The 25,201-nt window shown below is 71.2% G+C and carries 23 protein-coding genes and 5 tRNA genes; 17 read left to right on the forward strand and 11 right to left on the reverse strand.

Features of this window, described 5'->3' with window-relative positions:
- Positions 1-84: 84 nt before the first annotated feature.
- Entirely contained in the window at positions 85-660 is a 576-nt protein-coding gene (locus JOF43_RS14900; protein ID WP_209903576.1) for a TetR/AcrR family transcriptional regulator, read from the reverse strand.
- A gap of 134 nt (positions 661-794) precedes the next feature.
- A tRNA-Gly gene (locus JOF43_RS14905) sits at positions 795-865 on the reverse strand.
- A 162-nt stretch (positions 866-1,027) separates the two neighbouring features.
- Between JOF43_RS14905 and dcd the strand changes: the two genes are divergently transcribed.
- Together dcd and JOF43_RS14915 are read left to right on the forward strand one after the other, a co-directional pair.
- On the forward strand, positions 1,028-1,621 hold the full coding sequence (dcd, locus tag JOF43_RS14910) for a dCTP deaminase (RefSeq protein WP_209903577.1): 594 nt from the start codon (positions 1,028-1,030) through the stop codon (positions 1,619-1,621).
- Positions 1,618-2,451 (forward strand): hypothetical protein, encoded by an 834-nt coding sequence (locus JOF43_RS14915; protein WP_209903579.1) that lies wholly within the window; start codon positions 1,618-1,620, stop codon positions 2,449-2,451. The genes dcd and JOF43_RS14915 overlap by 4 nt, the downstream gene beginning before the upstream one ends.
- Before the next feature lie 135 nt (positions 2,452-2,586).
- On the opposite strand, the gene JOF43_RS14920 is transcribed toward JOF43_RS14915, so the two are convergent.
- Positions 2,587-3,948, reverse strand: coding sequence for an MFS transporter (locus tag JOF43_RS14920; protein WP_209903581.1), 1,362 nt, complete (start codon positions 3,946-3,948; stop codon positions 2,587-2,589).
- 137 nt (positions 3,949-4,085) lie between these two features.
- Between JOF43_RS14920 and JOF43_RS14925 the strand changes: the two genes are divergently transcribed.
- The 6 genes from JOF43_RS14925 to mnhG are packed head-to-tail and all read left to right on the forward strand — an operon-like array spanning position 4,086 to position 10,931.
- Positions 4,086-7,010 (forward strand): Na+/H+ antiporter subunit A, encoded by a 2,925-nt coding sequence (locus tag JOF43_RS14925; RefSeq protein ID WP_245354686.1) that lies wholly within the window; start codon positions 4,086-4,088, stop codon positions 7,008-7,010.
- Complete coding sequence (locus JOF43_RS14930; RefSeq protein WP_209903585.1) at positions 7,000-7,659, forward strand: Na(+)/H(+) antiporter subunit C; 660 nt, start codon at positions 7,000-7,002, stop codon at positions 7,657-7,659. The genes JOF43_RS14925 and JOF43_RS14930 overlap by 11 nt, the downstream gene beginning before the upstream one ends.
- Positions 7,656-9,218, forward strand: a complete 1,563-nt coding sequence (locus JOF43_RS14935; RefSeq protein WP_209903587.1) for a Na+/H+ antiporter subunit D — start codon at positions 7,656-7,658, stop codon at positions 9,216-9,218. The genes JOF43_RS14930 and JOF43_RS14935 overlap by 4 nt, the downstream gene beginning before the upstream one ends.
- Positions 9,215-9,754 carry a Na+/H+ antiporter subunit E gene (locus JOF43_RS14940; RefSeq protein ID WP_245354566.1) on the forward strand — a complete coding sequence of 180 codons (540 nt, stop codon included), beginning with the start codon at positions 9,215-9,217 and terminating at the stop codon, positions 9,752-9,754. The genes JOF43_RS14935 and JOF43_RS14940 overlap by 4 nt, the downstream gene beginning before the upstream one ends.
- Entirely contained in the window at positions 9,751-10,344 is a 594-nt protein-coding gene (locus JOF43_RS14945) for an MrpF/PhaF family protein (protein ID WP_209903589.1), read from the forward strand. Before JOF43_RS14940 ends, JOF43_RS14945 begins: the two co-directional genes overlap by 4 nt.
- Positions 10,341-10,931: a monovalent cation/H(+) antiporter subunit G gene (mnhG, locus tag JOF43_RS14950; protein ID WP_209903591.1), complete on the forward strand. Its 591-nt coding sequence runs from the start codon at positions 10,341-10,343 to the stop codon at positions 10,929-10,931. The genes JOF43_RS14945 and mnhG overlap by 4 nt, the downstream gene beginning before the upstream one ends.
- A gap of 72 nt (positions 10,932-11,003) precedes the next feature.
- Here the strand turns inward: mnhG and JOF43_RS14955 are convergent, their stop codons facing one another.
- A complete protein-coding gene (locus tag JOF43_RS14955) occupies positions 11,004-12,680 on the reverse strand; it encodes a formate--tetrahydrofolate ligase (protein WP_209903593.1) in 1,677 nt (558 codons plus the stop codon).
- 153 nt (positions 12,681-12,833) lie between these two features.
- Here JOF43_RS14955 and JOF43_RS14960 point away from each other — a divergent pair, with 153 nt between their 5' ends.
- Together JOF43_RS14960 and JOF43_RS14965 are read left to right on the forward strand one after the other, a co-directional pair.
- On the forward strand, positions 12,834-13,196 hold the full coding sequence (locus JOF43_RS14960; protein WP_209903595.1) for a serine/threonine protein phosphatase: 363 nt from the start codon (positions 12,834-12,836) through the stop codon (positions 13,194-13,196).
- Positions 13,197-13,299: 103 nt separating this feature from the next.
- A complete protein-coding gene (locus tag JOF43_RS14965) occupies positions 13,300-14,442 on the forward strand; it encodes a glycerol dehydrogenase (RefSeq protein ID WP_209903597.1) in 1,143 nt (380 codons plus the stop codon).
- Between the two features lie 169 nt (positions 14,443-14,611).
- On the opposite strand, the gene JOF43_RS14970 is transcribed toward JOF43_RS14965, so the two are convergent.
- The 4 genes from JOF43_RS14970 to JOF43_RS14985 all read right to left on the reverse strand — a co-directional run bounded on the left by JOF43_RS14970 (position 14,612) and on the right by JOF43_RS14985 (position 16,291).
- A tRNA-Phe gene (locus tag JOF43_RS14970) sits at positions 14,612-14,687 on the reverse strand.
- A gap of 114 nt (positions 14,688-14,801) precedes the next feature.
- Positions 14,802-15,824: an NADP-dependent oxidoreductase gene (locus tag JOF43_RS14975; protein WP_209903599.1), complete on the reverse strand. Its 1,023-nt coding sequence runs from the start codon at positions 15,822-15,824 to the stop codon at positions 14,802-14,804.
- A gap of 182 nt (positions 15,825-16,006) precedes the next feature.
- Positions 16,007-16,080: transfer RNA gene (locus JOF43_RS14980), tRNA-Asp, on the reverse strand.
- Positions 16,081-16,218: 138 nt separating this feature from the next.
- Positions 16,219-16,291, reverse strand: a tRNA-Glu gene (locus JOF43_RS14985).
- A 359-nt stretch (positions 16,292-16,650) separates the two neighbouring features.
- On the opposite strand from JOF43_RS14985, the gene JOF43_RS14990 reads away from it, so the two are divergent.
- Positions 16,651-17,016, forward strand: coding sequence for a metallopeptidase family protein (locus JOF43_RS14990; RefSeq protein WP_209903600.1), 366 nt, complete (start codon positions 16,651-16,653; stop codon positions 17,014-17,016).
- Positions 17,017-17,443: 427 nt separating this feature from the next.
- Here the strand turns inward: JOF43_RS14990 and JOF43_RS14995 are convergent, their stop codons facing one another.
- Both JOF43_RS14995 and JOF43_RS15000 read right to left on the reverse strand, forming a co-directional pair.
- Positions 17,444-18,130, reverse strand: coding sequence for a response regulator (locus tag JOF43_RS14995; RefSeq protein WP_342592198.1), 687 nt, complete (start codon positions 18,128-18,130; stop codon positions 17,444-17,446).
- A complete protein-coding gene (locus JOF43_RS15000; protein WP_342592199.1) occupies positions 18,112-19,251 on the reverse strand; it encodes a sensor histidine kinase in 1,140 nt (379 codons plus the stop codon). Before JOF43_RS15000 ends, JOF43_RS14995 begins: the two co-directional genes overlap by 19 nt.
- Positions 19,252-19,450: 199 nt before the next feature.
- Here JOF43_RS15000 and JOF43_RS15005 point away from each other — a divergent pair, with 199 nt between their 5' ends.
- The 5 genes from JOF43_RS15005 to JOF43_RS15025 all read left to right on the forward strand — a co-directional run bounded on the left by JOF43_RS15005 (position 19,451) and on the right by JOF43_RS15025 (position 23,574).
- The gene (locus tag JOF43_RS15005; RefSeq protein WP_209903604.1) at positions 19,451-20,428 is read left to right on the forward strand and encodes an ABC transporter ATP-binding protein; all 978 of its coding nucleotides are present in this window, start codon (positions 19,451-19,453) and stop codon (positions 20,426-20,428) included.
- Between the two features lie 158 nt (positions 20,429-20,586).
- Positions 20,587-21,321, forward strand: coding sequence for an ABC transporter permease (locus JOF43_RS15010; RefSeq protein ID WP_209903606.1), 735 nt, complete (start codon positions 20,587-20,589; stop codon positions 21,319-21,321).
- Positions 21,322-21,432: 111 nt separating this feature from the next.
- Positions 21,433-23,067 carry an alpha/beta hydrolase gene (locus JOF43_RS15015; RefSeq protein ID WP_209903608.1) on the forward strand — a complete coding sequence of 545 codons (1,635 nt, stop codon included), beginning with the start codon at positions 21,433-21,435 and terminating at the stop codon, positions 23,065-23,067.
- Positions 23,068-23,166: 99 nt separating this feature from the next.
- A tRNA-Thr gene (locus JOF43_RS15020) sits at positions 23,167-23,239 on the forward strand.
- Between the two features lie 140 nt (positions 23,240-23,379).
- Positions 23,380-23,574, forward strand: a complete 195-nt coding sequence (locus JOF43_RS15025; RefSeq protein WP_209903610.1) for a hypothetical protein — start codon at positions 23,380-23,382, stop codon at positions 23,572-23,574.
- A gap of 152 nt (positions 23,575-23,726) precedes the next feature.
- Here the strand turns inward: JOF43_RS15025 and JOF43_RS15030 are convergent, their stop codons facing one another.
- Positions 23,727-24,419, reverse strand: a complete 693-nt coding sequence (locus tag JOF43_RS15030) for a response regulator transcription factor (protein WP_209903612.1) — start codon at positions 24,417-24,419, stop codon at positions 23,727-23,729.
- A gap of 239 nt (positions 24,420-24,658) precedes the next feature.
- On the opposite strand from JOF43_RS15030, the gene JOF43_RS15035 reads away from it, so the two are divergent.
- The gene (locus JOF43_RS15035; protein ID WP_209903614.1) at positions 24,659-25,159 is read left to right on the forward strand and encodes a Fur family transcriptional regulator; all 501 of its coding nucleotides are present in this window, start codon (positions 24,659-24,661) and stop codon (positions 25,157-25,159) included.
- Positions 25,160-25,201 lie beyond the last annotated feature (42 nt).

A 25,201-nucleotide genomic window follows, 5' to 3' on the forward strand; every position in this document is an offset into this window, starting at 1 on the left:
GACCGACGGATCCGGATCGTGGGTGGCACGCGCTGAGCCATGGGCACAGCGCGTGCCACCCACGACCCGTTCGTGCAGCGGGCGTCAGATCCGGGCGCCGAGGCCCCGCAGCACGAAGTGCTCCAGGCCGGTACGGGAGAACCGTCGGGCGCTGGATCCCACCAGCAGCGAATTGATGATCGGCACCGTCGCATCGACGTCGAGGTCAGCGGCGAAGTCGCCGCTGGCGATCCCGTCGTGCACGATCCGGCGCAGCACGTCCTCGATCAGCACCACGTGCTCGCGCATCCGCGCGACCGCGGCCTCGGTCAGGGACGCCTTGCCCATCGACTGCGGCATGTGGAAGGAGACAGTGAGCTCCAGCTGCGTGCGCACGTAGGCGAGAGCGGCCTCGCGCGGCGTGGCCGAGTCGCTGACCCCCGCCCGCAGCTGGGCGATGTAGTCGGAGGTCTCATGGAGCGCGTACTCGACCAGCAGGGTCTCGCGGTCCGGGAAGTGGTTGTACATCGCGGTGCGGCCGACGCCTGCGGCGGTGGCGATCCGCGAGAAGGTGATCGCCTCGAAGTCCTGGGTCTCCAGCAGCTCGGCGAGCGCGACGAAGATCTTCTCGCGTGTGCGTTCGCGATGCTCCTCCAGGGAGCCTCCGATGATCTTGGGCATGCCGCATTCTTACACCCCGGCCGAAGGGGGGCGGAGATCCGTCCGGACGCCTGAGGTGCAGGTCTCCCGTCGGAGGCGGTGTCGGGGGCCGGACACAGAGGAACCGCCGGCCGAGCGGCCGACGGTTCCGAGGGAGCGGGTGACGGGAATCGAACCCGCGCTGTCAGCTTGGGAAGCTGAAGTTCTACCATTGAACTACACCCGCGCATCGCCGGTCGTGCTGCTGACGATCCCGGGGGACCGCCGCCGCTCGGGGCAACGCGGACCAGCATACCTGAGCCGGCGCCGCCTGACGAACCGAGCCCGCCCCGACGGGCGATGGGGGATGCCCTGCCGCCGGCGGGGCGGTGCGGATAGGCTGGGCACCGTGCTGCTGAGCGACCATGACATCCGGGGCCAGATCGAGGCCGGGCGAGTGCGTCTCGACCCCTTCGACGACACGATGATCCAACCCGCCTCGGTGGACGTGCGGATCGATCGCTACTTCCGGCTGTTCGACAACCACAAGTACGCGATGATCGATCCCGCCCAGGAGCAGGGCGAGCTCACCCGGGAGGTCGCCGTCGCACCGGAGGAGCCGTACATGCTCCATCCCGGAGAGTTCGTGCTGGCCTCGACCTACGAGCAGATCACGCTGCCGGACGACGTCGCCGCCCGCCTGGAGGGCAAGAGCTCGCTGGGCCGGCTGGGACTGCTGACGCACTCGACGGCCGGCTTCATCGATCCCGGCTTCCAGGGCCACATCACCCTGGAGCTCTCGAACATGGCGACCCTGCCGGTCGCCCTCTGGCCGGGCATGAAGATCGGGCAGCTGTGCTTCTTCGGGCTCTCGAGCACCGCGGACAACCCCTACGGCAGCGCGGGTAATCTCAACCGGTACCTCGGTCAGCGGGGGCCGACGCCCTCCCGGTCCGCCCTGAACTTCCACCGCACCTCGATCCCCGTGGAGGACGGCCAGTGACCGACGCCAGCGCCGAGGCTTCCCGCGTCGCCCCGCCCCGCACCGGTCACCGGCTCCAGCTGCCCCGGGACACCGACCCGCAGGACGTGCTGGCGATGGTGCGCAACGTCCGCCCGCAGGCACAGCTCGACCAGGACGGCACGATCGACTGCGGGGACGACGCCTATCTGGTGCCGGATCCGTCACCGCGCGGCGTCGGCCGCTGGACCGTGGACGCCCCGCGCGAGCGGGAGGACCCGATGCCCGAGGGAGTGGTCGACTCCCATGGCTACGGGCGCGCCTTCCCGGACGGTCTGCCCTTCGGTGCGGAGCGGCCCGCCCTCGACCTCGCCTGGTCGCTGGGCCGGCGGCTGTACGGCGCGGTGGTCACCGATGCGGGCAGCCGGCTCGAGCCGCATCCCTACCACGTGCGTGATCTGACCGTGGTCTCCCCGCACGCCCTGGCCCCGGAGGCGCTCGCGCTGCTGCTGGCACCGCTGGAGCCGGAGGCGGAGCTCGACCAGGTCCCCTCCGACGCCCCGCGCAGCGGATACAGCGTGACGATCCCCCTGGACGTCGGGGACGAGATCGCGGTGCGCGTCTCGCGCAGCTCGCGCCCGCCGGTCCTGGCGGAGCTGAGCTGGCTGGACAGCGCGGTCGACTACGAGCTCGTGCACCTGCCGGCCGACGAGGCCGAGGACGCCCTCGAGACCCCGGATGCCGAGACCGCGGAGCGCTGGGCGCTGGCCTACCGGCGGATCGGGGTGATCGCGGGACTGATCGCCGAGAGCGTCGGCGGCCACATCGTGGACCTCGAGGGGTTCCTCGTCGATCCGGGCGACCTCGCCTGATCCGAGCCAGGCCCGCCCCGCTTCCGTCGGGCCTGATCCGCTCCCGCCGGACCCGACCCGACCCGGGAGCGGCCACGTCGCCCCGGAACCCGACCGCCTCGCGACGCTCCGTCCCCTGCCGCAGCCCCGTCGGCCTCAGGCGTCGGCGGGAGCCCGGCCGGCGGCCCCGAGCCGGATCGGCACGAAGGTGATCAGTCCCACCGCCATCACCACCACGATGCCGAGGATCCCGGCGCGGGTGTCCTGGAAGATCGCCACGGATGCGGCGAAGGCGGCGGTGCCCAGGAAGCCCAGTGCGCGGCCGGTGGTGGCGTACAGGCCGAAGTTCTCGGTCTCCCGGCCCGGCTGCGAGAGCCGGGTGAGCAGGTTCCTGGAGGCGGACTGCACCGGCCCGACGAACAGGCAGATCGCCAGGCCCGCCACCCAGAACACGGGGGCCGAGCCGAAGGCGAGCACCACCAGGCCGAGCACGATGACGCCGAGGCAGCCGATGATGATGATCCAGCGGGTGCCGATCCGGTCGTCCGCGCGGCCTCCCACGAAGACCCCGATGCCGGCGACGAGGTTGGCGGCGATGCCGAAGACGATGATCTCGACGGTCGAGAAGCCGTAGGCGTTGGCGGCGAGCACACCGGCGATGGAGAACACGGCGCCCAGCCCGTCGCGGTAGATCGCCGAGGCGACGAGGTACTGCAGCATGACCGGTTCCTCGCGGAAGGCCCGCATCACACGCGTGACGATGCTGGCGTACCCCTGCCAGGGGGTCCACCGCTCGCCGGGGGCCGACGCCGGATGCTTCGGAGCCCAGAGCATCAGCGGCAGCGTCCCCACCAGGATCCACAGCGCCACGAACAGCGGGATCGCGCGGTAGTTCCAGCCGCCCTCCCCGGTGATCCCGAGCAGTCCCGTCCCGGGCATCACGAACAGCACCAGCACCAGGGCGAGGCACACGATCGACCCCCAGTAGCCCACCGCCCACGCGGTCCCGGAGACGCGGCCGCGAGTGGCGGGGGTCGAGACCTCCGGCAGCACGGAGTTCACGAACACCCCGGCCAACTCGCTGAACACGACCGCGAGGGCGATCAAGGCGGCCCCGAGCACGAGGAAGTCGGAGTCGAGGGCCACCAGCGGCATCAGCGCGACCACGGCCACGGTGGCCAGCGTCGTGATCCGCAGCAGCGCATTGCGGGCCCCGCCGCGATCGGCGAGATTGCCCAGCAGCGGTGCGAGCAGCGCAATGGCCGCGGCACCGATCGCCTGCCAGGTGGTCAGCACCCGTGACCCGTGGTCCTGGGCCGCCGTGATCGCCTCCTCGCCGACGGCACCCTCGGAGGCGACGGCGCTGGCGACGTAGGTCGCGAACACGAAGGTCAGGATCACCGAGCTGAAGGCGGACATCCCGCCGTCCCACAGCGCGAAGGAGACGACGGGACGACGGGGGAGTCGGGAGGAGGTGGCCGCTGCACGGCGGTCGCCCTGGTCCTCGGTGGTGGCCATGAACACACTCTACGGAGACCGCGCGACCGGATCCGTGTCGGAGGGAGGCGGTTCCCACAGAAATCGGGGCGCGGCCTCCCGTAGAATGTTCAAGGCCCCCTTTCCCGCGCACGATGGACGGAGACCGCGTGTACTCGATGCTCCTCGCCCATCTGGTGGCGGCCCTCCTCGGGCCCGTCCTGGTGCGGCTGATGGGGCGCAACGCGTTCTTCCCGCTGGCTGCGGTGCCCGCCGCCTCGGCCATCTGGCTGGCCACGATCGATCCCGTCGCCCTCGCCGAGGAGCCGCTGGAGATCTCCGTCCCGTGGATCCCCGCCTTCGGCATCGACCTCGCCTTCCGTCTGGACCCGCTGAGCTGGGTGATGGCGCTGATCGCCACCGGCATCGGAGCGATCGTCCTGCTGTACTGCGCGCGGTACTTCAAGGACACCGAGCCGGGGCTGGGCCGCTTCGCGGGCGTGCTGACGGCCTTCGCGGGCGCCATGGTCGGCCTGGTGCTCTCCGACGACGTGATGATGCTCTACACCTTCTGGGAGCTCACGACCGTCTTCTCCTACCTGCTGATCGGGCATTACCAGGAGAAGCAGGCCTCCCGTCGTGCGGCCATGAACGCCCTCATCTCCACCACCGCCGGCGGTCTCGCCATGCTGGTGGGTCTCCTGATGCTCTCCGCCGAGGCCGGCTCCCTGCGGATCACCGAGATCCTGGCCTCGCCGATGTGGGCCGATGCCGGGCCGTTCCTGGTGATCGCGGTGCTGCTGATCCTCGCCGGGGCCACCACGAAGTCCGCCCTGATCCCCACCCACTTCTGGCTGCCCGGTGCGATGGCGGCCCCCACGCCGGTCTCCGCCTACCTCCACGCCGCCGCGATGGTGAAGGCCGGTGTCTACCTGATCCTGCGGATGGGGCCCGCACTCACCCATCTGGAGATCGTCACCATGATCATCGCCGCGCTCGGCGCGGCGACGATGATCCTCGGCGGCTGGCGTGCACTGCGCCAGACCGACATCAAGCTGCTGCTGGCCTATGGCACCGTCTCCCAGCTCGGCTTCCTCTCCGCGGTGGCCGGTCTGGCCACCCACGACGCCCTGCTGGCGGGACTGGCGATGCTGATCGCCCATGCCGTGTTCAAGGCCCCGCTGTTCATGGTCGTCGGCATCATCGACAAGAAGTTCGGCACCCGTGACCTGCGTGTCCTGTCCGGGGTGGCGAAGGTCGCGCCGGTGGTCGCCGTGATCGGCACCGTCTCGGCGGCCTCGATGGCGGCGGTCCCTCCTCTGTTCGGCTTCGTCGCGAAGGAGGCGCTGTTCACCGCGCTCTGGTACGGCGAGACGTGGCACAAGGTCCTGCTGGCGGCGCTGGTCGTCGGCTCGGTCCTCACCGTCGCCTACTCCTGGCGGTTCGTCCACGGCTCCTTCGGGACCGCCCCGGGCGCCCCCGCCGTCCAGAAGCCGAGCATCCCCGTCCTGTTCTGGCTGCCGCCCGCCCTGGTGGCGGTGCTCTCCCTCGTCCTGTCGGCGCTGACCGGGCCCCTCGAGGAGATCCTGCGCGGCTTCTCCGGGGTGCTGCCCGAGACCGTCGAGGCCGTCCACCTCGCAGTGATCCCGCACGTGGGTGTCCCGCTGCTCGCCTCCGCCGTGGCCCTCGGAGCCGGTGCGCTGCTGTGCGTGCTGGCGAAGCCGTTCGCCAGGCTCCAGAAGAAGGTGTCCCCGTTGAGCTGGGCGAGCGAGGAGCTCCTCGACCGGATCGACGCCGAGCGCGCCTTCCGCCGCGTCATGCGTCTGGTCGACTCCGTGTCGGTCGCGGTCACCCCGCTGTTCCAGCGGGGTTCGCTGCCCTACACGCTGGGCACGATGCTGATGGTGCTGATCGTGCTGGTCGCTCCGATCGCGGTCTCCCAGTCCCCGCTGCCGGACAACCTGGTGCTGTTCCACCACCCCGTCGAGCTCATCGTCCTGCCGGTGGCCGCGCTCGCCGCCCTCGGTGCCGCCCGCTCCCGGCGTCGGCTGCGCGCGGTGTTCCTGATCTCCGTGACCGGATATGCCGTGGCGGTCCTGTTCCTGGTCGCGGGCGCTCCGGATGTGGCGACCACCCAGGTGCTGGTCGAGACCGCGATGACCGTCGTGCTGGTGCTCGTGCTGCGCCGGCTGCCCACCCACTTCTCGCGGCGGCCGCTGCGGATCGGCGCCTGGGGGCGCTGGGCGATCGCGATCAGCACCGCCGTCGTGCTGTGCGGCGCCGCCCTGTACGCCGCCGACGCCCGCTACCGCGACCCCCTCGGCCCCGGTCTGATCGAGGCGGCCTACGAGATCGGCGGCGGCCACAACGTCGTCAACGTGACCCTGGTCGACGCCCGCGTCTGGGACACCATGGGCGAGATCTCGGTGCTGCTGGTGGTCGCCACCGGCGTCGCCTCCCTGATCTTCGTCACCCGGCGCGAGCAGTCGATCTCGCGCGTGCGGGACCTCGACACCCGCACCTCGATCTGGAAGCGCCGCGCCGACTCGGCGCTGCCGCAGAACGCCCTGGACTTCGATGCCCGCCCCGAGGAGGTCGCCGGCGGCAACCGCTGGCGCACCTGGCTCTCGGCCGGGCTCACCCTGGCCCCGGAGCGGCGCATGGTGGTGCTCGAGGTGATCACCCGCATCGCCTTCCCGATGATGATGATGTTCTCGCTGTATCTGCTGATGGCGGGCCACAACCTGCCCGGTGGCGGCTTCGCCGGCGGGCTCGTCGCCGGTCTCGCCCTCGCCCTGCGCTACCTCGCCGGGGGGCGCTACGAGCTCTCCGAGGCCGCTCCCGTGCAGGCCGGCTTCGTCCTCGGCACGGGCATGGCCATCGCCGTCATCGCCGGCGTGCTGCCGGTCCTGGCCGGCGGCAGCGTGTTCACCACCGCCACGCCGGTGGTCCACGTGCCGGTGCTGGGCGAGCTGCACTTCCCCAGCGCCCTGCTGTTCGACACCGGCGTGTATCTCGTGGTGGTCGGCGTGATCCTCGACTTCCTGCGCACCCTCGGTGCCCAGATCGACCAGCAGCAGGAGGTGGAGACCGATGACCGTTAGCCTCGCCCTGCTCCTGACCGCCGGAGTGCTCGTCGCCTGCGGCGTCTACCTCGTGCTCGAGCGCACCCTGACCCGAGTTGTCCTCGGCTTCGTGCTGCTGAGCAACGGGGTGAACCTGCTGTTCATCGTGGCCGCCGGCCCGCCTGGGCTGCCACCCTTCGAGGGCACCGCCGACCCGGAGGACATGACCGACCCGCTGCCGTTCGCGATGGTGCTCACCGCGATCGTGATCTCCCTGGGCATCACCGCCTTCGGCATCGCCCTGGCCTACCGCGCCTGGCAGCTGTTCGGCCACGACGAGGTCCCCGACGACGTCGAGGACCGCCGCGTGTTGCGCCGGCGCCGCCGGCGCTCCGAGGACACCGAGAAGCTGCCGTGGTCGCAGGCCCTGTCGGAGGAGTCGCGCCGCGGCGCGCTGATGCATTCCCAGGGCTTCGCCCCGACCGAGGACGACCAGCTCGGCTCCGACCTCACCAGCGCCGAGGAGGTTCCTCAGGACGCGACCGAGGCCGACGAGGGCGGCGCCTCCTCCTCGCCGCGGATGGCCTACCGCCACAGCGAACGCGACCACCACGCGGCCGACGCCCCCGGAGCCGGCCCCGCGACGGAGACCGACCGGGAGCACACCGACGGACGGGGGGAGACATGAGCATCGAGCTCCTCCTCGCCCTGCCGGTGATGCTCCCGCTGGGCGGTGCCGCGGTGTCGCTGCTGCTGCGCCACCACGCCCGCATCCAGCTGTGGCTGTCGATCCTCACCCTGGTCGCGATCCTCTTCGTCGCCCTGCTGATGGGCTGGTACGTCACCCAGGAGAGCGTGCTGGTCCTGCAGATCGGCAACTGGACCCCGCAGCTCGGCATCGTGCTGGTCGCCGACCGACTGACCGCGCTGATGCTCGTCGTCTCCAGCTTCGTCACCCTCTCGGTGCTGCTGTACTCCAGCGCGCAGACCGTCGACGAGCGGGTGGGCCGCACCCCGCTGGCGATCTACCATCCGACGTACCTCGCGCTGGTCGCGGGGGTCTCGATGGCCTTCCTCGCCGGCGACCTGTTCAACCTCTACGTCGGCTTCGAGGTGCTGCTCGCGGCGAGCTACGTACTGCTCACGCTCGGCGGCTCCGCCAGCCGCATCCGCGCCGCCACCACCTACGTGATCGTCTCCCTGCTGAGCTCGGTGATCTTCCTGGCGGCGATCGCGTCGGTGTACGCCGCGACCGGCACCGTGAACCTGGCCGAGCTGGCTGTGCGCCTGGACGGTCTCGAGCCGGGCACCCGCATGATGCTCGAGCTGATGCTGCTGGTGGCCTTCGCGATCAAGGCCGCGATCTTCCCCCTCAGCGCCTGGCTGCCGGACTCCTACCCGACCGCTCCCGCCCCGGTGACCGCGGTGTTCGCGGGACTGCTGACGAAGGTCGGCATCTACGCGATCCTGCGCCTGGAGACGCTGCTGTTCCCGGCCTCCCAGATCCAGAACCTGCTGCTGGCCGCGGCGGCGCTGAGCCTGTTCGTCGGGATCCTCGGCGCCGTCGCGCAGACGGACCTCAAGCGCGTGCTGTCCTTCACCCTGGTCTCCCACATGGGGTACATGCTGTTCGGCATCGGGATGAGCACGCAGCTGGGCATGGGCGCGACGATCTACTACGTCGCCCACCACATCACGGTGCAGTCCGTGCTGTTCCTCGGGGCGGGCCTCATCGAGACCCGCGGCGGGACCACGAACCTCATCAAGCTGGGCGGGATGGCGAAGCTGGCCCCGCTGATCGCGGTCCTGTTCTTCGTCCCCGCGATGAACCTCGCCGGCATCCCGCCCTTCTCCGGCTTCATCGGGAAGGTCGGCCTGATCGAGGCCGGCATCGCCTACGACCGGACCTCCGGCTGGATCCTCATCGGCATCAGCGTGCTCACCAGTCTGCTGACCCTCTACGCGATCGCGAAGATCTGGAACCGTGCCTTCTGGCAGCCGGCCAGCGAGGAGATCATCTCCCGCGCCGTCGTGATCCCCCGGGTGATGACCGGCGCGACCTCCGCACTGATCGTGTTCTCCCTGCTGCTGACCGTGCTGGCCGGCCCGATCATGTCGTACTCGGTCGAGGCGGCCTCCTCGGTGCTCGAGCGCACCCCGTACGTCGGTGCCGTGCTCGGCGAGGAGAGCGCCGAGCAGCTGGTCTACCGCATCGACGAGACCGGAGTGAGGGTGGACTCGCGATGATGCGGACACGATGGAGCGACCTGCGACGATCCTGGCTGTGGATCGTCCTGTCCGTGGCGCTGTGGTGCCTGCTGTGGGGCGGGATCGACGTGAAGAACGTCCTCGGTGGCCTGCTCGCCGCGGTGCTGGTGTTCGCGCTCTTCCCGATGCCTCCCATGGGCCATGAGCTGACGCTGCGGCCGCTGCGGTTCGTGGTGTTCCTGCTGCGCTTCCTGTACGACCTGTGCGAGTCCGCGGTGCAGGTGGGCTGGTACGCGATCCGTCCCGGCCCGCAGGTGCCCAGCTCCGTGATCGCGGTGCGGATGGCCTCGCGCTCGGACCTCTTCCTCACCGCCACCGGGGTGCTGTGCACGCTGATCCCCGGCTCCGTCGTGGTCGAGGCGCAGCGCGCCACCGGCACGCTGTTCATGCATGTCATCGGGGCCGGCACGCCGGAGGAGGTCGAGCAGGCCCGCCACCGCGTCCATGCGCAGGAGGAACGGCTGCTGTGGGCCGTCGGGAACCGTTCGGTGCTCGAGGAGGCGGGACTGCGATGACCCCGTTCGACATCCTCCTGCTCGTCTGCGCCGTGGTGCTCTCCCTGACCGCGCTCGCCGTCGTCGTCCGCATGATCGTCGGCCCCACCATCCTCGATCGCGCGGTCGCGATCGATTCCCTGGTGGTCCTGGCCGTGCTCGGCATGGCGCTGTACGCGGCCTCGGCGGAGGCGCCCTGGGCCGGCCCGGCCATGCTCGGCCTGACCGGTCTCGCCTTCATCGGCACCGTCACCTTCGCCCGCTTCGTGGGACGCGAGGAGCCCGCGCCCGGCCGGAGGCGCCGGCTCGGGCAGTCGGAGACCACCACCGGCCCGATGGAGTCCATCCATTTCCAGCACCTCGACCCCTCCCGGGGAGTCGCGCCGGTCGAGCCGGTCAATGCGGTGGAAGAGGATCTGACCGCATCCCAGGACTCCGCGCATGGCTTCGGTGCCGAGGACGGCTCGCGCGGTTTCGAGGACGAGGACCCCGAGCACGGCGTCGGAGCCGCCGACGACTGGCGCGGCACCGAGGACGATCGGTTCGAGGACGAGCAGGACGACGGAGAGCTCGGCTTCGGGGCCACGGACGCGACGGGGGGCCGACGATGAGCGTGGTCGAGATCATCGCCGCGGTGCTGATCGGCGTGGGCCTGCTGCTCGCCGTGGTGGCCGCGATCGGGCTGAATCGCTTCCAGGGCGTGCTGATGCGCCTGCATGCGGCGTCCAAGCCGCAGACCCTCGGACTGATGCTGGTCTTCGCCGGTGTCAGCCTGCACGTGGGGTCCTGGTCCCTGGCGTCTTTCCTGCTGGTCGTCCTGCTCGCCCAGATGTTGACCGTACCGGTCGCGAGCATCATGGTCGGCCGTGCCGCCTTCCGCCGCGGCTTCGTGCGCGGCGGCGACTATGCGATCGACGAGCTCAGCCCGCGCCTGGCGACCCCCTCGGACGACGATGACGACGAGGACGGCTTCATCGACGAGGAGGACGACGACCACGAGGGGCTGGCCTCCGACGGCGAGGAGCGGTTCCCCGAGAACGTCGTCGCCACCACCGCGGACGCGGTCACGGACCGCAACTGGGAGGAGCCGGAGGCCGGCGCCGACGAGGTCGAGGACACCGACATCATCGACGTGGACCTCGAGGACGAGACCGAGCGCGAGGCAGAGGAGGTCGCCGAGCGCGACCCCCGGAAGTGACCGACGGGGACACCCTCTGCGCCGACCGGCCGGTGGTGCCCCCGCTCCACGCTGCCCCCTTCGACCTGTACCTCAGAACAGCCCGATCGACTCCCCGTCGTCGGTGACGCCCATGCGTGTCGCGGCCGGCTCCTTCGGCAACCCCGGCATGGCCATGATCGCGCCGGTCAGGGCGACGACGAAGCCGGCTCCGATCTTGGGCACCAGGTCACGCACGTGCAGCAGGTGCCCGGTGGGAGCGCCCAGCAGCGTCGGGTCGTCGGAGAGGGAGTACTGGGTCTTGGCGACGCACACGGGCAGGTCGTCCCAGCCGTTGCGCTTCAGCATCCGCAGCTGGGCGGGGGCGCGGTCCGCGAAGACGACGTCGTCGGCCCCGTAGATCTCGCGGGCCAAGGTGCGCAGCGACTCCTCGATCCCACCGGCGGGATCGTAGAGGGGGCGGAAGCCGCCCCCGCGGTCGCCGCTCATCGCGGCGAGCAATTCGTCCGCCACGGCGAGACCGCCCTCGCCGCCTTTGGCCCACACCTCGCTCAGCGCGGCACGGAAACCCTGCTCATGGGCCCAGTCGAGGACGGCCTGCAGCTCCGCCTCGGTGTCGGTGGGGAAGCGGTTCACGGCGACGACGGGCTCGAGCCCGAACTTGCGGAGGTTCTCCACGTGACGGGCGAGGTTCGCGGTGCCCGCCAGGGCGGAGTCGACGTCCTCGGTGGCGAGGTCGCTCTTGGCGACGCCGCCGTGCATCTTCAGGGCGCGCACGGTGGCGACCACCACGGCGCCGTCGGGGGAGAGGCCGCCCAGGCGCGACTTGATGTCCAGGAACTTCTCGGCGCCGAGGTCGGAACCGAAACCGGCCTCGGTCACGGTGATCTCGGACAGCGACAGGGCCAGTCGGGTGGCGGCCAGGGAGTTGCAGCCGTGGGCGATGTTGGCGAAGGGGCCGCCGTGCACGAGCGCCGGGGTGCCGCCGAGGGTCTGGACCAGGTTCGGCAGCAGGGCGTCCTTGAGCAGCATGGTGATGGCTCCGGCGACGCCGAGCTCCTGGACCGTCACGGGTGCACGGTCGTAGGTGAAGCCGATGACGACGCGGCTGATCCGCGCCTCGAGGTCGGCGAGGTCCGAGGCCAGGCACAGGATCGCCATGATCTCGGAGGCGACGACGATGTCGAAGCCGTCTTCGCGGGGGACGCCCTGGGAGGCGCCGCCGAGGCCGACCACGATCGAGCGCAGGGCGCGGTCGTTGACGTCGACCACGCGCTTCCACTGGATGCGCCGGGGGTCGATGCCGAGCTGGTTGCCTTGCTGGAGGTGGTTGTCCACGAGCGCCGCGAGCGTGTTGTTGGCGATCTGGATGGCGTGGAAGTCGCCGGTGAAATGGAGGTTGATGTCCTCCATGGGCACCACCTGCGCGTAGCCACCGCCGGTGGCGCCGCCCTTGATCCCCATGATCGGGCCGAGGGCGGGTTCGCGCAGTGCGACCATCGTGCGCTTGCCCTTCAGAGTGAAGGCGTCGGCGAGTCCGACGGTGGTGGTCGACTTGCCCTCGCCCGCGGGCGTGGGCGACATGGCCGAGACCAGGATCAGCGTGCCGTGCGTGCTGGGGGTCGACATCTTCCGCACGTCGACCTTGGCCTTGTCGGTGCCGTAGGGCACCAGGGCGTCGGCGGGGATCCCCGCCGTCTCGGCGACCTCGGTGATCGGTCGCAGGGTCGCTGCTTGGGCGATCGCCAGATCCGGGTTCTCGGCAGACATCGTCGTCGTCCTCCACGGGAGTCGGGGCCCGGGCCTTTCCGGGTGCGTGGCCCCCACCCTAAAGGCGACCGGCCCCGACTGGAGAGAGTTCATCGCCCCTGAATCCGAGGGTGCGGCTGGACGACGGCGATGACCTGAGTAGGCTCTGCCCTCATGAGCGAGATGCACGGGTGGGTCAGCGTCACCCGCGAGGACGGGGAGACCGTCGGCTATCTCGAGCCGCTCACCGACGATTTCGACCTCGTGCAGCCCCGTACGCTGCTTGGTCACGCTCTCGGCGGTCCGGGGGAGTTCGAGGAGGGTGAGGAGAGGCTGGCCGCGCACGGGATCTCCGAGCTCGCCGAGCAGTGGGTGTTGGACGCCGACACCGAGGGCGAGGTCGCGGGCCTGACCATCGTGGAGCTCTCGCCGCGCGAGGTGCGGCTCGCCGACTACCTGGCGACCAAGGGGCTGATGGCCACCGAGAACCTGCACGTGGCCTGGCCCGACCTGGAGGAGCGCCTCAGTCGGCGGTGAGGGCGCGCGGTGCCCGTTCTCATGACGCGACGTCGGCGCTTGCCTCCGTGGCGCGGGCGACCGCAGGGTGGGCTGATCACCGTTTCCGACGGAAGGCACCCAGATGACCACAGGATTCGCCCTCGCCAGCCCCTCTCGCTACATCCAGGGCAAGGAGGCCCTCGCTTCCCTGGGCGAGCACCTCTCGAGACTGGGCAGCTCGCCGCTGCTCGTGGCCGATGACACCGTCTGGGGCATCGTCGACGAGACCGTCACCGAGAGCCTGCGCCAGGAGGGCCTGCCCGTCACGCGGGAGGCGTTCAGCTCCTTCGCCACCTCCGAGGCGGTCGATGCCCTCGTGGAGACGATCTCCTCCGAGGGTCACGATGTCGTCGTGGGCATCGGCGGGGGTTCCTCGATCGATGCGGCCAAGGCTGCCGGACACCTGGCAGGCATCCGCTGGGTCTCGGTGCCGACCGCCGCCTCCTCGGACGCCCCCACCTCGGCGCTGTCCGTCATCTACACGGCCGCCGGCGAGTTCCTGGAGTACCGCTTCTTCCCCAAGAACCCGGACCTCGTGCTCATCGATACCCGCCTGGTGGCGGACGCCCCCGAGAGATTCCTGGTCGCGGGCATCGGTGATGCTCTCGCGACCTGGGTCGAAGCGCGTGCCACCGCCCGCGGCCAGGGCACGACGATGGCCGGCGGCCGTCCCACCCGTGCCGGAACCGCTCTGGCCCACCTGTCGTGGGAGATCCTGTGGGAGAACGCGCTGCAGGCCCTCGACGCGGTGCGCGCGAACACGGTCACCCCGGCCCTGGAGGCCGTCACCGAGGCGAACACCCTGCTGTCCGGTCTGGGCTTCGAATCCGGTGGCCTGGCCGCCGCACACGCGATCCACAACGGTCTCACCGCGGCGCCGCAGACTCATGGCCTCAGCCACGGGCAGAAGGTGAACATCGGAACTCTCACCCAGCTCGTGATGGAGGGCGCCGACCCCGAGGAGATCGAGGACTTCATCGAGTTCACCACCCGGGTGGGCCTCCCGACCACTCTCACCGAGATCGGGCTGACCCCGCAGGACACCACGGAGCTCCGCGCCGTCGCCGAGGCCTCGGCCGCGCCGGGCGAGACGATCCACAACATGCCGTTCCCGGTCACGCCGGACCTGGTGTTCGACGCGCTCGTCCTGCTCGAGGGCCTCTCCCGTCGTGTGCGCGATGACCGCGGACTGCCCGAGCCGGTGCAGTACACCGCGCCGCACTGAGCCGGGGTCAGCGATAGCGCCGCACGGCCTCCCGGGACGAAATCGACGAAGTGATCTCAGACCGTGAGGTCTCCAGACTCACGGCGATGCGAGGGGCGTGCTCGCGCTGGCGGCGGGGCCCGGGCCCGGACACGACGAAGCCCCCTGGCGGGCCAGGGGGCTTCGTGGGTGGTGGCTCCGACCGGCGTCGATCCGGTGACCTTTCGATTTTCAGTCGAACGCTCTACCAACTGAGCTACAGAGCCGTGGCCGCAGGCGGCCGGGGTCAAGGTTAACAGCCGCCGGCGTCCGCGCCCAACCGGAGTCCTCCGGTGAGAGGCATGCCACGGGCGTGGACGCCGGTCGGGCCAGGAGGGTGCTCAGGAGACCTGGACGATCGCCTTGCCGAAGTTCTCCCCACGCAGCAGACGGACGAAGGCGTCGGGGGCGTCGTCCAGCCCTTCGCTGATGTCCTCGGTGTACTGCACCCGGCCATCGGCCACCCAGTCGGTCATGTCCCGCAGGAAGTCCTCGAACATCGGCTCGACGAACTCGCGCTGGATGAAGCCGCGCAGCGTGAGGCTCTTGGTCAGCACGGCTCCCATCAGCTGCCCGGAGCGGTCCGGGCCCTCCGGCAGCTCGGTCGCGTTGTAGTTCGCGGCCAGGCCGCACACGGGCACCCGGGCGAACTCGTTCAGCTGGGGCAGCACGGCATCCCAGACGGCCCCGCCGACGTTCTCGAAGTACACGTCGATCCCGTCGGGCGCGGCCTGGGCCAGCCGGTCCGGCAGGGCCGGGGCGCGGTGATCGAGGGCCTCGTCGAAGCCGAGCTCGCGCATCCTGGCGACCTTCTGCTCCCCGCCGGCGATGCCGATCGCGCGCGCACCGTGGATCCTCGCGATCTGGCCCACGGCGGAACCCACGGGGCCGGTGGCGGCGGCCACGGCGACGGTCTCCCCGGGCTGTGGCCTGCCGATGCCCAGCAGGCCCGCGTACGCGGTGAAGCCGGGCATGCCCAGCACGCCCAGTGCGGTCGTGACGGGCGCGGACCCGGGATCGAGACGGCGCAGTCCGGCGGCGGGCTCGATGCTGTACTCCTGCCAGCCGCCGTAGGAGAGGACGACGTCGCCGGGGGCGAAGCCGTCGTCGGAGGACTCGACAATCTCGGAGACGGTGCCGCCGACGATCACGTCGCCGACCTCCATCGGCGCCGCGTAGGACGGGGCATCGCTCATGCGTCCGCGCACGTACGGGTCCAGGGAGAGGTACCGGGTGCGCAGCAGGACGTCGCCGGGGCCGGGGGAGCGGATCTCGACCGCGTCGTGCTGGAAGTCGTCGCGGCCGGGCTCGCCGTGCGGTCGCGCGGCCAGGCGGATCCGATGGTTCAGCGTAGGAGTGCTCATCTTCCGAGCGTATGCCGATGCTCCGGGGGCCGTCACACTGGGCGTGGGATGCGGCACTCGGGGGGCCCGTTCCGGCGCCTGCTCGACGGATAGGTGCGGCAGCGGTCGGATGGCGCGAGAAGGCTCCGCCGCCGGGAACGACGAAGGCCCCGGAACCGTGTTCCGGGGCCTCATCTCGGGGGCGACCCTGACCGGGCTTGAACCGGCGACCTCCGCCGTGACAGGGCGGCACTCTAACCAACTGAGCTACAGGGCCTTGCGTGTCTCACGCTCTCGCGCTTTGACCTGGACAACTCTACCGGACGCCTTCGGGGCTCCGCACCACTTTCGCTGTGAGCCGCCTCGCACTCCGTTATCCGCCGTTCCGCTCGGTGATCGAGCAGGCCGCACGGAGTACCCCCAACGGGATTCGAACCCGTGTCGCCGGCGTGAAAGGCCGGTGTCCTGGGCCTCTAGACGATGGGGGCCCGGGCAGAGAACTGCCCGAGGCAGAGCATACCTACCTGACCGCTCTCGCGCCGCCGACGAGCGCGCAGATGCGGCGTATCCGACACGACGCCGTCCCGAGGGCGTCTCCTCCCCGCAGCGCCGTGCGGCCCCGGTCCCGCTCGACGTGCTGCGCCGGTCTGCTCCCGCTCGACGTGCTGCGCCGGTCGCGCTAGACGTGCTGCGCCGGTCCCGCTCGACGTGCTGCGTCGGTCTGCTCCCGCTCGACGTGCTGCGCCGGTCTGCTCCCGCTCGACGTCCGACCGGCGCCGGGCCACTTTCCGCTCCCCACCCGCACCGGCGCCGGGTTGTCCGCCGCCTCGCATGGTTCGATGGGCCCATGATCGAGATCAGCCGCGCGGACTTCGAGGAAGCCGTCGACGACGCCCTGGACTCGCTGCCCGAGGAGGTCGCGGCGTCCATCGCGCAGGCGAACGTGGCGATCCTGGTCGAGGAGGAGCCCGACCGTGCGCAGTCCGGCGGCACCGAGCTGCTGGGCCTGTACGAGGGCATCCCGCTGGATCAACGCTCGGTCTTCGACGGCTACGCCCAGCCCGACCGGATCTTCGTCTTCCGCGGCCCGCTGCAACGGGTGGCGACCACGCGCGAGCACCTGGTCGAGGAGATCGCCGTGACGGTCCTGCACGAGCTGGGCCACCTGTTCGGCATCAGCGACGCGCGCCTGCACGAGCTCGGCTGGGGCTGAGCCCCCGCTCTCTCCCACGGCGGCGTCGTGGTTGGTGCCAGTATTCGGGAACCATTCACGACGTGGCGGCCGGGGAAGCGGCCAGGCGATCGCCGGGAAGCGGCCACATGGCGACGTCGTGGAAGGTGCCAGGGATCGGGAACCTTCCTCGACGTGGCGGCCGGGAGGTGGCCTGGTGAAGGTCGGGAGGGTTGCCACATAGGGACGTCGCGGAAGGTGCCAGGGAACAGGAACCTTTCACGACGTAGCGCCCGAACCGGAGGCCAGGCGACAGTCGAGAGGGCGGCCACAGGGCGGCGTCGTGGATGGTGCCAGTATTCGGGAACCTTCCTCGACGTGGCGGCCAGAACGGCCGGCCTCCCGCCCGGGTGGCGATCCCGAGCCGCACCCCCAGGGGCGTCCCGGGGTGCGGTCCGGCCGGGCCGCCTCACATCTCCGGGTCGGCGTCGAGGTCGCTGAGCCCGGCCTCGTGGGCGATGATCGCGATCTGGACCCGATTGGTGCAGTCGAGCTTCGCGAAGATCTTCGAGACGTGGGCCTTCACAGTCGCCTCGCTCATGAACAGCCGCATCCCGATCTGTGCGTTCGACAGGCCCGCGCCGACGGCGCCGAGCACCTCCGTCTCGCGCTCGGTCAGCTGGTCGAGCCCGGGGTGGCGGTCCTGGCGGGTGCCGGGGTTCGCGTCCGAGAAGTGCGAGAGCATCCGCCGCGTGATCGTCGGCGAGAGCATCGCGTCCCCGCCCGCGACCACGTGGACGGCACGGGCGAGGTCCTGGGGAGGGGTGTCCTTGAGCAGGAAGCCGCTGGCCCCGGCCTCGAGAGCCTGGAACACGTACTCGTCCATGTCGAAGGTGGTGAGCATGACGATCTTGGGCGGGTTCGGCAGGGCCGAGACCGCCTTGGTCGCTGCGATGCCGTCGAGCCCGGGCATGCGCACGTCCATCAGCAGCACGTCGGGGCGGTGCTTCTGGACCAGCGTCACCGCCTCGGAGCCGTCGTTGCCCTGGCAGACCACCTCGAGGGCCGGATCGGCCCCCAGGATCATCGCCAGACCGGCGCGCACCAGGGAATCGTCGTCGACCAGTCCCACGCGCGTCACGTCGTCATCGGCCACGGGATCACCGCCCTCACTTCGAAGCGTCCGTCATCGGTGGGGCCCGACGACATCGTGCCTCCCGCGTGCGTCACGCGGGTCTCGATGCCCGACAGCCCCATCCGGGCTCCGGGCAGGTCCGTCGTGAACCCCTTGGGCAACACATTACTGACCTCGATCACCAGATCCGTGCCCGGCTCACCGATCAGGGCCACTCGGGCCTTGGTGTGCAGGGCGTGTTTGTGGATGTTCGTCAGCCCTTCCTGCACCACCCGGAAGGCGGTGCGGGCCAGCTGGTCCGGGACGGGGTCGTCGATGAAGTCGAAGAGGTCCACGGTGATGCCGGCCTCCTTCGAGGTGGTCACCAGGCGTCGCACGTCCTCCCAGGTGGGCTGCGGCGCCAGGGGAGCCTCCTCGCCGTCGCCGCGCAGCACCCCCAGCACCTCCCGCAGCTCCGAGAGCGCGGTGGTGGCCGTCTGCCGGATCAGGCCTGCGGACTGCTGGACCTGCTCTCGCTCGAGGGCCGGGTTCACCTCGAGGGCCCCTGCCTGCAGGGCGACCAGGGAGATCTTGTGCGCGACGATGTCGTGCATCTCGCGGGCGATGCGGGTGCGCTCGGCGCGGCGCGCCTGCTCCTGGGCCGTGGCCTTGCCGGACTCGGCCTGCTCGGCGCGCTTGTGCAGCTGCGCCAGCAGCATCCGCCGCGTCGAGGTGTACATGCCGGTGGCCGCCGACGCCGCCACCACCAGCACCGCGACCACGACCCCCATGACGCCGAAGGCTTCGTTGGCGGTCTCAGCCCCCGTCATCAGTGAGGGCACTGCCATCCCCGCCGCGGCCAGCAGCGAGACCAGGAGCGTGCGCAGACGGTGGTGGCTGCGCGTGGCATAGGTGTAGGTGCCGATGATCAGCACCCCCAGCGACCAGGCCGCGGCATTGACCACCAGGATCAGCGGCAGCAGCCAGGGCCAATGCCGACGCCGCGCCAGGAGTGCCACCCCGAGCACGGCGGTGGCGGCGGCCTGCCACAGGTCGGTGGACGAGGTGCGGAGGATCACCAGCAGCGCCGCCTCGCCCAGCACGACGGTGAGGAGCAGCACCTCCTGCCAGATCCGGCGCACCGGCGCCCCCAGTTCATCCACGCGCTCACTGTATCGGCGGCCGTCCCGCACGAGGTCCTCCGGGGGCCCGCGATCCGGTGATCCAGCCGGAGGTCGCGGTCGCCCCCGACGGAGGTCGGGCCCTCATTCCTCGCCGGCCCTCCACGGGCCGACGTTCGTCGCCCGGCTCCTGACCCGTGGTCGCTGTCTACCCGTGGGGCCGACGGGGGAGAGTCTGGGCATGACCGCACAGACCAGCACCCCCGCCGTCTCCGGCGCCCCCGCCCTCGAGGTCCGCGGCGTGACCAAGCGCTATGGTGGCCGCGCCGCCGTCGACGACCTGAGCTTCGACTGCCACCCCGGCAGCGTCACCGGCTTCCTGGGCCCCAACGGCGCCGGCAAGTCCACCACGCTGCGCATCCTCACCGGCCTCGCCGAGGCCGACGCCGGCCAGGCCCTCGTCGGCGGTGCCGCGTACCGCGACCTCGACCATCCCGCCCGCACCATCGGAGTGATGCTCGACGCGGGCGCACTCCACCGCGGCCGCACCGGCCTGGAGACGCTGCGACTGACCGCCCGCACCCTCGGCATGCCCGCCTCCCGGGCCGACGAGGTGCTGGAGACGGTGGGGCTGTCCCACGCCGGTGCCAAGCGCGTGGGCGGCTACTCCTACGGCATGCGCCAGCGGCTCGGCATCGGCGTCGCCCTCATCGGGGACCCCGCCGTGCTCGTGCTCGACGAGCCCGCCAACGGCCTGGACCCCGAAGGGATCCGGTGGATGCGCCGCCTGCTGCGTTCCTTCGCCGACGCCGGCGGCACCGTGCTGCTGTCGAGCCACCAGCTGCGCGAGGTGCAGGCCACCGTCGACCGGCTCGTGGTGATCGCCGGCGGACGACTGGTGCGCGAGGGCACTCTCGACGAGCTGACCTCCGAGGGCGGCACCCGCGTCGGGGCGCTGGACCCGAACGCCCTGCGCGCCGCCCTCGACGCGCACGGCATCGCCTATGAGCACCGCGGGGCCGGCGAGCTCGAGGTGAGCCTCGCCCCCGAGGACGTGGGGCGTCTCGCCGTGCGGGAGAAGATCGTGCTCACCTCGCTGGGAGCCACCGACCACGGCGGCCTCGAGGAAGTCTTCTTCGCACTCACCGGACAGGCCGAACCGGAACCGGACCGGTCGGCGTCGGCCGAGACCGCGCCCGTCGCCGCCGCGCAGCCCTGATCCCGAGTCGACGCCGACCGGGGCACCGGCCCCATCGCCCGTCCCCATCTGCCGCTCATGCGGTCCTGTTCCGCATCCTGCCCACCGTCCGCCCCGCGGCCCCGCGCCGTCGGGCCCGCTCCGTCCACCCCGTCCGCACCCTCTTCGAGGAGAGACCCATGAGACCTGCACTCGACATCCGCGCCCATCTCGACACCCGCGGCACCGCGATCCTGCTGAGCATCTCCCTGATCCTCATCGTCGCCTTCGCCGCGCTCGGGGGACTCCTGCAGCCTGCCGTCGTGCCGGGCGGCAGCTCCGACGTGAACTTCACCGTCATCGCCCTGAGCCTGCCGCTGACGCTGATCATCCCGATCATCGCCGTCATGATCACCGCGGGGGAGTGGTCCGACGGTTCCATCCAGAACACCTTCCTCCAGCGTCCCGGCCGCGCCGGCGTGCTGGGCTCGAAGGTGCTCGCGGCCATCGCCGTGATCGCCGCGCTGGTGGTGATGTCCCTCGCGCTGGCGGCCCTGACCACCTGGATCGGTGGCGAGCTCCTCGGCGAGGGCGCCGTCTTCGACACCTTCGACACGGTGCTGACCACGCAGCTCGCCACGCTGGCGGCGACCCTGCTGTTCTCCCTGGCGATGGGGGTCGCGCTGCAGTCCACCGTGCTGGGTCTGCTCGCCGCGATCGGCTTCCCCTTCGTCATCGGCACCGCGAGCGGCGTCGCCACCATCACCGGGTCCGAGACCGTCGTGGACGTGGTGCGCGCCCTGGACCTCCAGACGGCCGCGGTGACCTTCGCCGACGGGGACGCCGGGGCCTTCGAGCTGCTCCCGCTGCTGCTGCTGGTGATCCTCCCGGCCGCATACGGCGCGTGGCGCTGGAATCATCGCGAAGTGGGGTGAGCGTCGGGGCGGGGCTGCGCTTTGTGTCCGTCCCGGAGGCCTAGGATGGCGTCGCCCGTCGCCTGCCCTCCCGGTCCCGCTCCCGCTCCCCCAGGACAAGGAACCCCCTGTATGACACTCGCCGCCCTGTCGCGCCGCCCGCTCTCCCGTCTGACCGCAGCGGCGGCCGCAGCGGTCCTGCTGCTGAGCGGATGCACCGAGATGGGCGGCGACCCGGGGGGCTCCTCGCCGGCCGGCGAGGCGAGCGACTCCGGTCAGGATGCCCCGGCCGACGAGGCGGACCTCCCGCTCGATGATCTCGGGAAATCTGCTGCCCAGGAGCTGCCGGCGGACCCTGCCTCCGACTCCGACTATGCGCAGTACTACGACCAGGACATCGAGTGGGGCGAGTGCGAGGACGTCCAGTCCGAGGATGCCGAATGCGGCACCGTCACCGTCCCGCTGGTGTGGGACGATCCGTCCCAGGGGAGCATCGAGCTCGCCGTCGGCCGTCTTCCCGGCGCCGACGAGGACTCCGGTTCCCTCCTGGTCAATCCGGGAGGCCCCGGCGCTTCCGGGGTGAACTTCCTGGACTCGGTGCCGTACATGCTCTCCCCGGAGGTGCTCAGCGCCTACGACATGGTCGGCTTCGACCCGCGGGGCGTGGCCCGCACGGCCGGAGTCGAGTGCCTCAGCGACGAGGAGACCGACCAGTACCGCTCCGAGACCGCCGAGCCGGGCACCGCCGAGGCCGAGGACATGGCCGAGAAGTGGAGCTCGAGGATCGCCGAGGCCTGTGAGGCGAACTCCGGCGACGTGCTGCCCTATCTCGACACCTACTCCGCGGCACGGGACATGGACGTGCTGCGGGCTGCGCTGGACTCCGAGAAGCTCGACTACCTCGGCTACTCCTACGGCACCTATCTCGGGTCGACCTACGCCGACCTGTACGCCGACCGGGTGGGCCATTTCGTGCTCGACGGGGCGCTCGACCCCACGATCACGATGGACGAGCTCACGGCCGGGCAGGCCGAGGGCTTCGAGAAGGCCACCAGCGCGTTCGTGGAGGACTGTCTCGGCAGCGCCGACTCCTGCCCGCTGAAGGGCGACGTCTCCGAAGGGAAGCAGCAGCTGCAGGCGTTCTTCGCCTCGGTCGACGACAACCCGCTGCAGACCGACGACCCCGACCGACCGCTGACCGGCGCGCTCGCCCGCTCCGCGGTGATGATGCTGATGTACGAGGACGGGCAGTGGTCGGAAGGCCGACAGGCCCTCGGCGAGGCCATGAGCGGGGACGGTGCGCAGCTGCTGGAGATGTCCGACCGGTCCGCTGAGCGCCAGGAGGACGGCTCGTACCGCACGAACGCCAACTTCGCGATCTCCGCCATCAACTGCCTGGACCATCCCGGCATCGCCGACGAGCAGTGGCAGGAGCAGGAGGCCGATCGACTCGCCGAGGAGTTCCCGACCTTCGGACCGACGATGGGAGGCGACGGCTGCTCCCAGTGGCCGGTCCCGCCGCTGCGCGAGCCCGCCCCGATCTCCGCCGAGGGCGCGGACCCCATCGTCGTGATCGGCACGACCGGCGACCCGGCCACCCCGTACGAGTGGTCCGTCAGCCTGGCGGATCAGCTCTCCAGCGGTGTGCACCTCACCTTCGAGGGCAACGGTCACACCGCCTACGGGCGCTCCGGTGGCTGCATCGAGGAGCAGGTGGACGCCTATCTCCTCGAGGACACCGTGCCCGAGGACGGCTTGACCTGCTGACTGCGTCCGCGAGCGTGACGGGGATCGCGGCTGTTCGCTTTGCGCCGGCCGCCCCGCGTCCCGTACAGTGATGCGGTCCGCCGCGTGACCGGCGGGAACGCCGCCTTAGCTCAGTCGGTAGAGCGATTCACTCGTAATGAATAGGTCATCGGTTCGATTCCGATAGGCGGCTCCGACAGGACAGACCCCCTCGCCCGGCCGGACGCGCCGCGGCGAGGGGGTCTTCCGCATCTCGAAGCGGTTGCCCCGCCTGTCCGGGCTCCCGGGTCAAGCGCTAGAGTCGCCCCACCATCCGGCGACCGAAGGAGCCCCATGGAGCACGCGAAGCTCGTCCAGGTCATCACCAGCATCATCGAGAACCGGCAGGACCCCGAGTCGTCCCGCCGACCCGAGGACTACGACATCGACGCGATCGCCCGGGAGGCGCACGAGCAGACCGTGCGCGCGGGAGCCGACGAGCTCGACCCGGAGGCCTACTGGCGGATCGTGCAGAAGCATGCCCGCTGACCACCGGCTCGTCCCTCGCGGTGCGGAAAGCGCGGGGGAGGGGCACCCCGACGGCACCAGGACGACGAGGGCGCAGCGGCGGACCGCCGACCATCCTTCAGGCCGCCGATAGATCCGCCGACCGCCGACGGGTACGCGGACCGGTGAGAGACTCAGGCAGCCGACGACGGAGACGGGGGCGGGATCAGCCCGCGTTCGAAGGCGCGCAGGACGACCTGCAGGCGCGAGCTGCACTCGAGCTTGTCCATCAGCGAGGAGACGTGCGACTTCACCGTCGACTCCGACAGCGACAGGGCCTGGGCGATCGCGGCGTTGGACCGCGCCGCGCACAGCAGCGAGAGCACCTCGGCCTCGCGCGAGGTCAGGTGCAGCGGCATGACCGACGGGCCGAGCTCCGTCCCCGGTGCGGGCTGGGCGGGCGTGCCGGCACGCGGCCCGTTCGCGAGCTGCACGGCGAGCTCCGGGGCGATCACCGTGCCGGCCGCGGCGCCCGCCGCCCGCACCGCCGCGACGAGCGCGTCGGGGCCGGTCGATTTCAGCAGGATGCCGGCAGCGCCCGCCGCGATCGCGGCGCGGACCTGCACGTCGGTGCCGAAAGCCGTCAGCACCACCATGGCGGTCGCGGGGTGGTGGGCGCGCATCCGCCGTGTCGCCTCGAGACCGTGCGTCCCGGGCAGGGCGAGGTCCATCAGTGCCACGTCCGGGGCGGCGGTCGCCACGACCTGCAGAGCCTCATCGGCCGTCTCCACCGCGGCCAGGACACGGAGGTCCTCCGCCTGCCCGAGGGTGACGCTGAGCGACTCCCGCACGACCGGGTCGTCGTTGCAGATCAGGACCGTGGGCATGGGCCCTCCGCGCTCTCGGGCGAGGAGCAGGGGCCCGCTGGCCACCGTCGGCGCACGGGCGGCATGCCGCCGGGCCGGCCATCCGGTCCCGGTGGCGGCGACGGTGCAACGCCGAGCGGGGTCACCCGGCCCAGATTAGCCGCGTGCCCCCCGCGGCGCCCGCCCTTCGGCCGATCGGCCCCCGGATGCTCCCGAGTCCGTTTCTTGAACAAGTCCAGAAAGATGGGTAGGGTGCAGTCATGCCGAGCCGCGACCATACCTCCGCCCTGCGAGGGGCTGGACTGCGCGTGACCGCTCCGCGGCTCGCGACGCTCGAGGCCGTCACCGAGCATCCCCACGCCGACGCCGAGGCGATCGCCCGGGCCGTGCGCGAGCGCCTGGGCACGGTGTCCCGGCAGGCCGTCTACGACGTGCTCAACGCACTGTCCGACGCCGAGCTGCTGCGCCGCGTCTCCGTCGGCGGCCGCAGCATGCAGTACGAGCTGCACCTCCACGACAACCATCACCACCTGGTGTGCCGTGAGTGCGGCCGCCTGGAGGACGTCCCCTGTGCGATCGGCGAGTCACCCTGCCTGATCCCGCACGACGACCACGGCTTCGACATCGAGGTCGCCGACGTCGTCTACCGCGGCGTGTGCTCCGCATGCCGCACGCAGAACGCAGCCGAGCACATGGCGCCCGCCACGGCCGTGACGTCCGCTGTCGCCGAGGCGACGCACCGCACCCCCGAGTCCCCCTGAGCCCCCGGTCCTGCACGCAGGGCCGTCGGCTCCGGGTCATCT

The organism is Brachybacterium sacelli (assembly GCF_017876545.1).
Classification (GTDB): Bacteria; Actinomycetota; Actinomycetes; order Actinomycetales; family Dermabacteraceae; genus Brachybacterium; species Brachybacterium sacelli.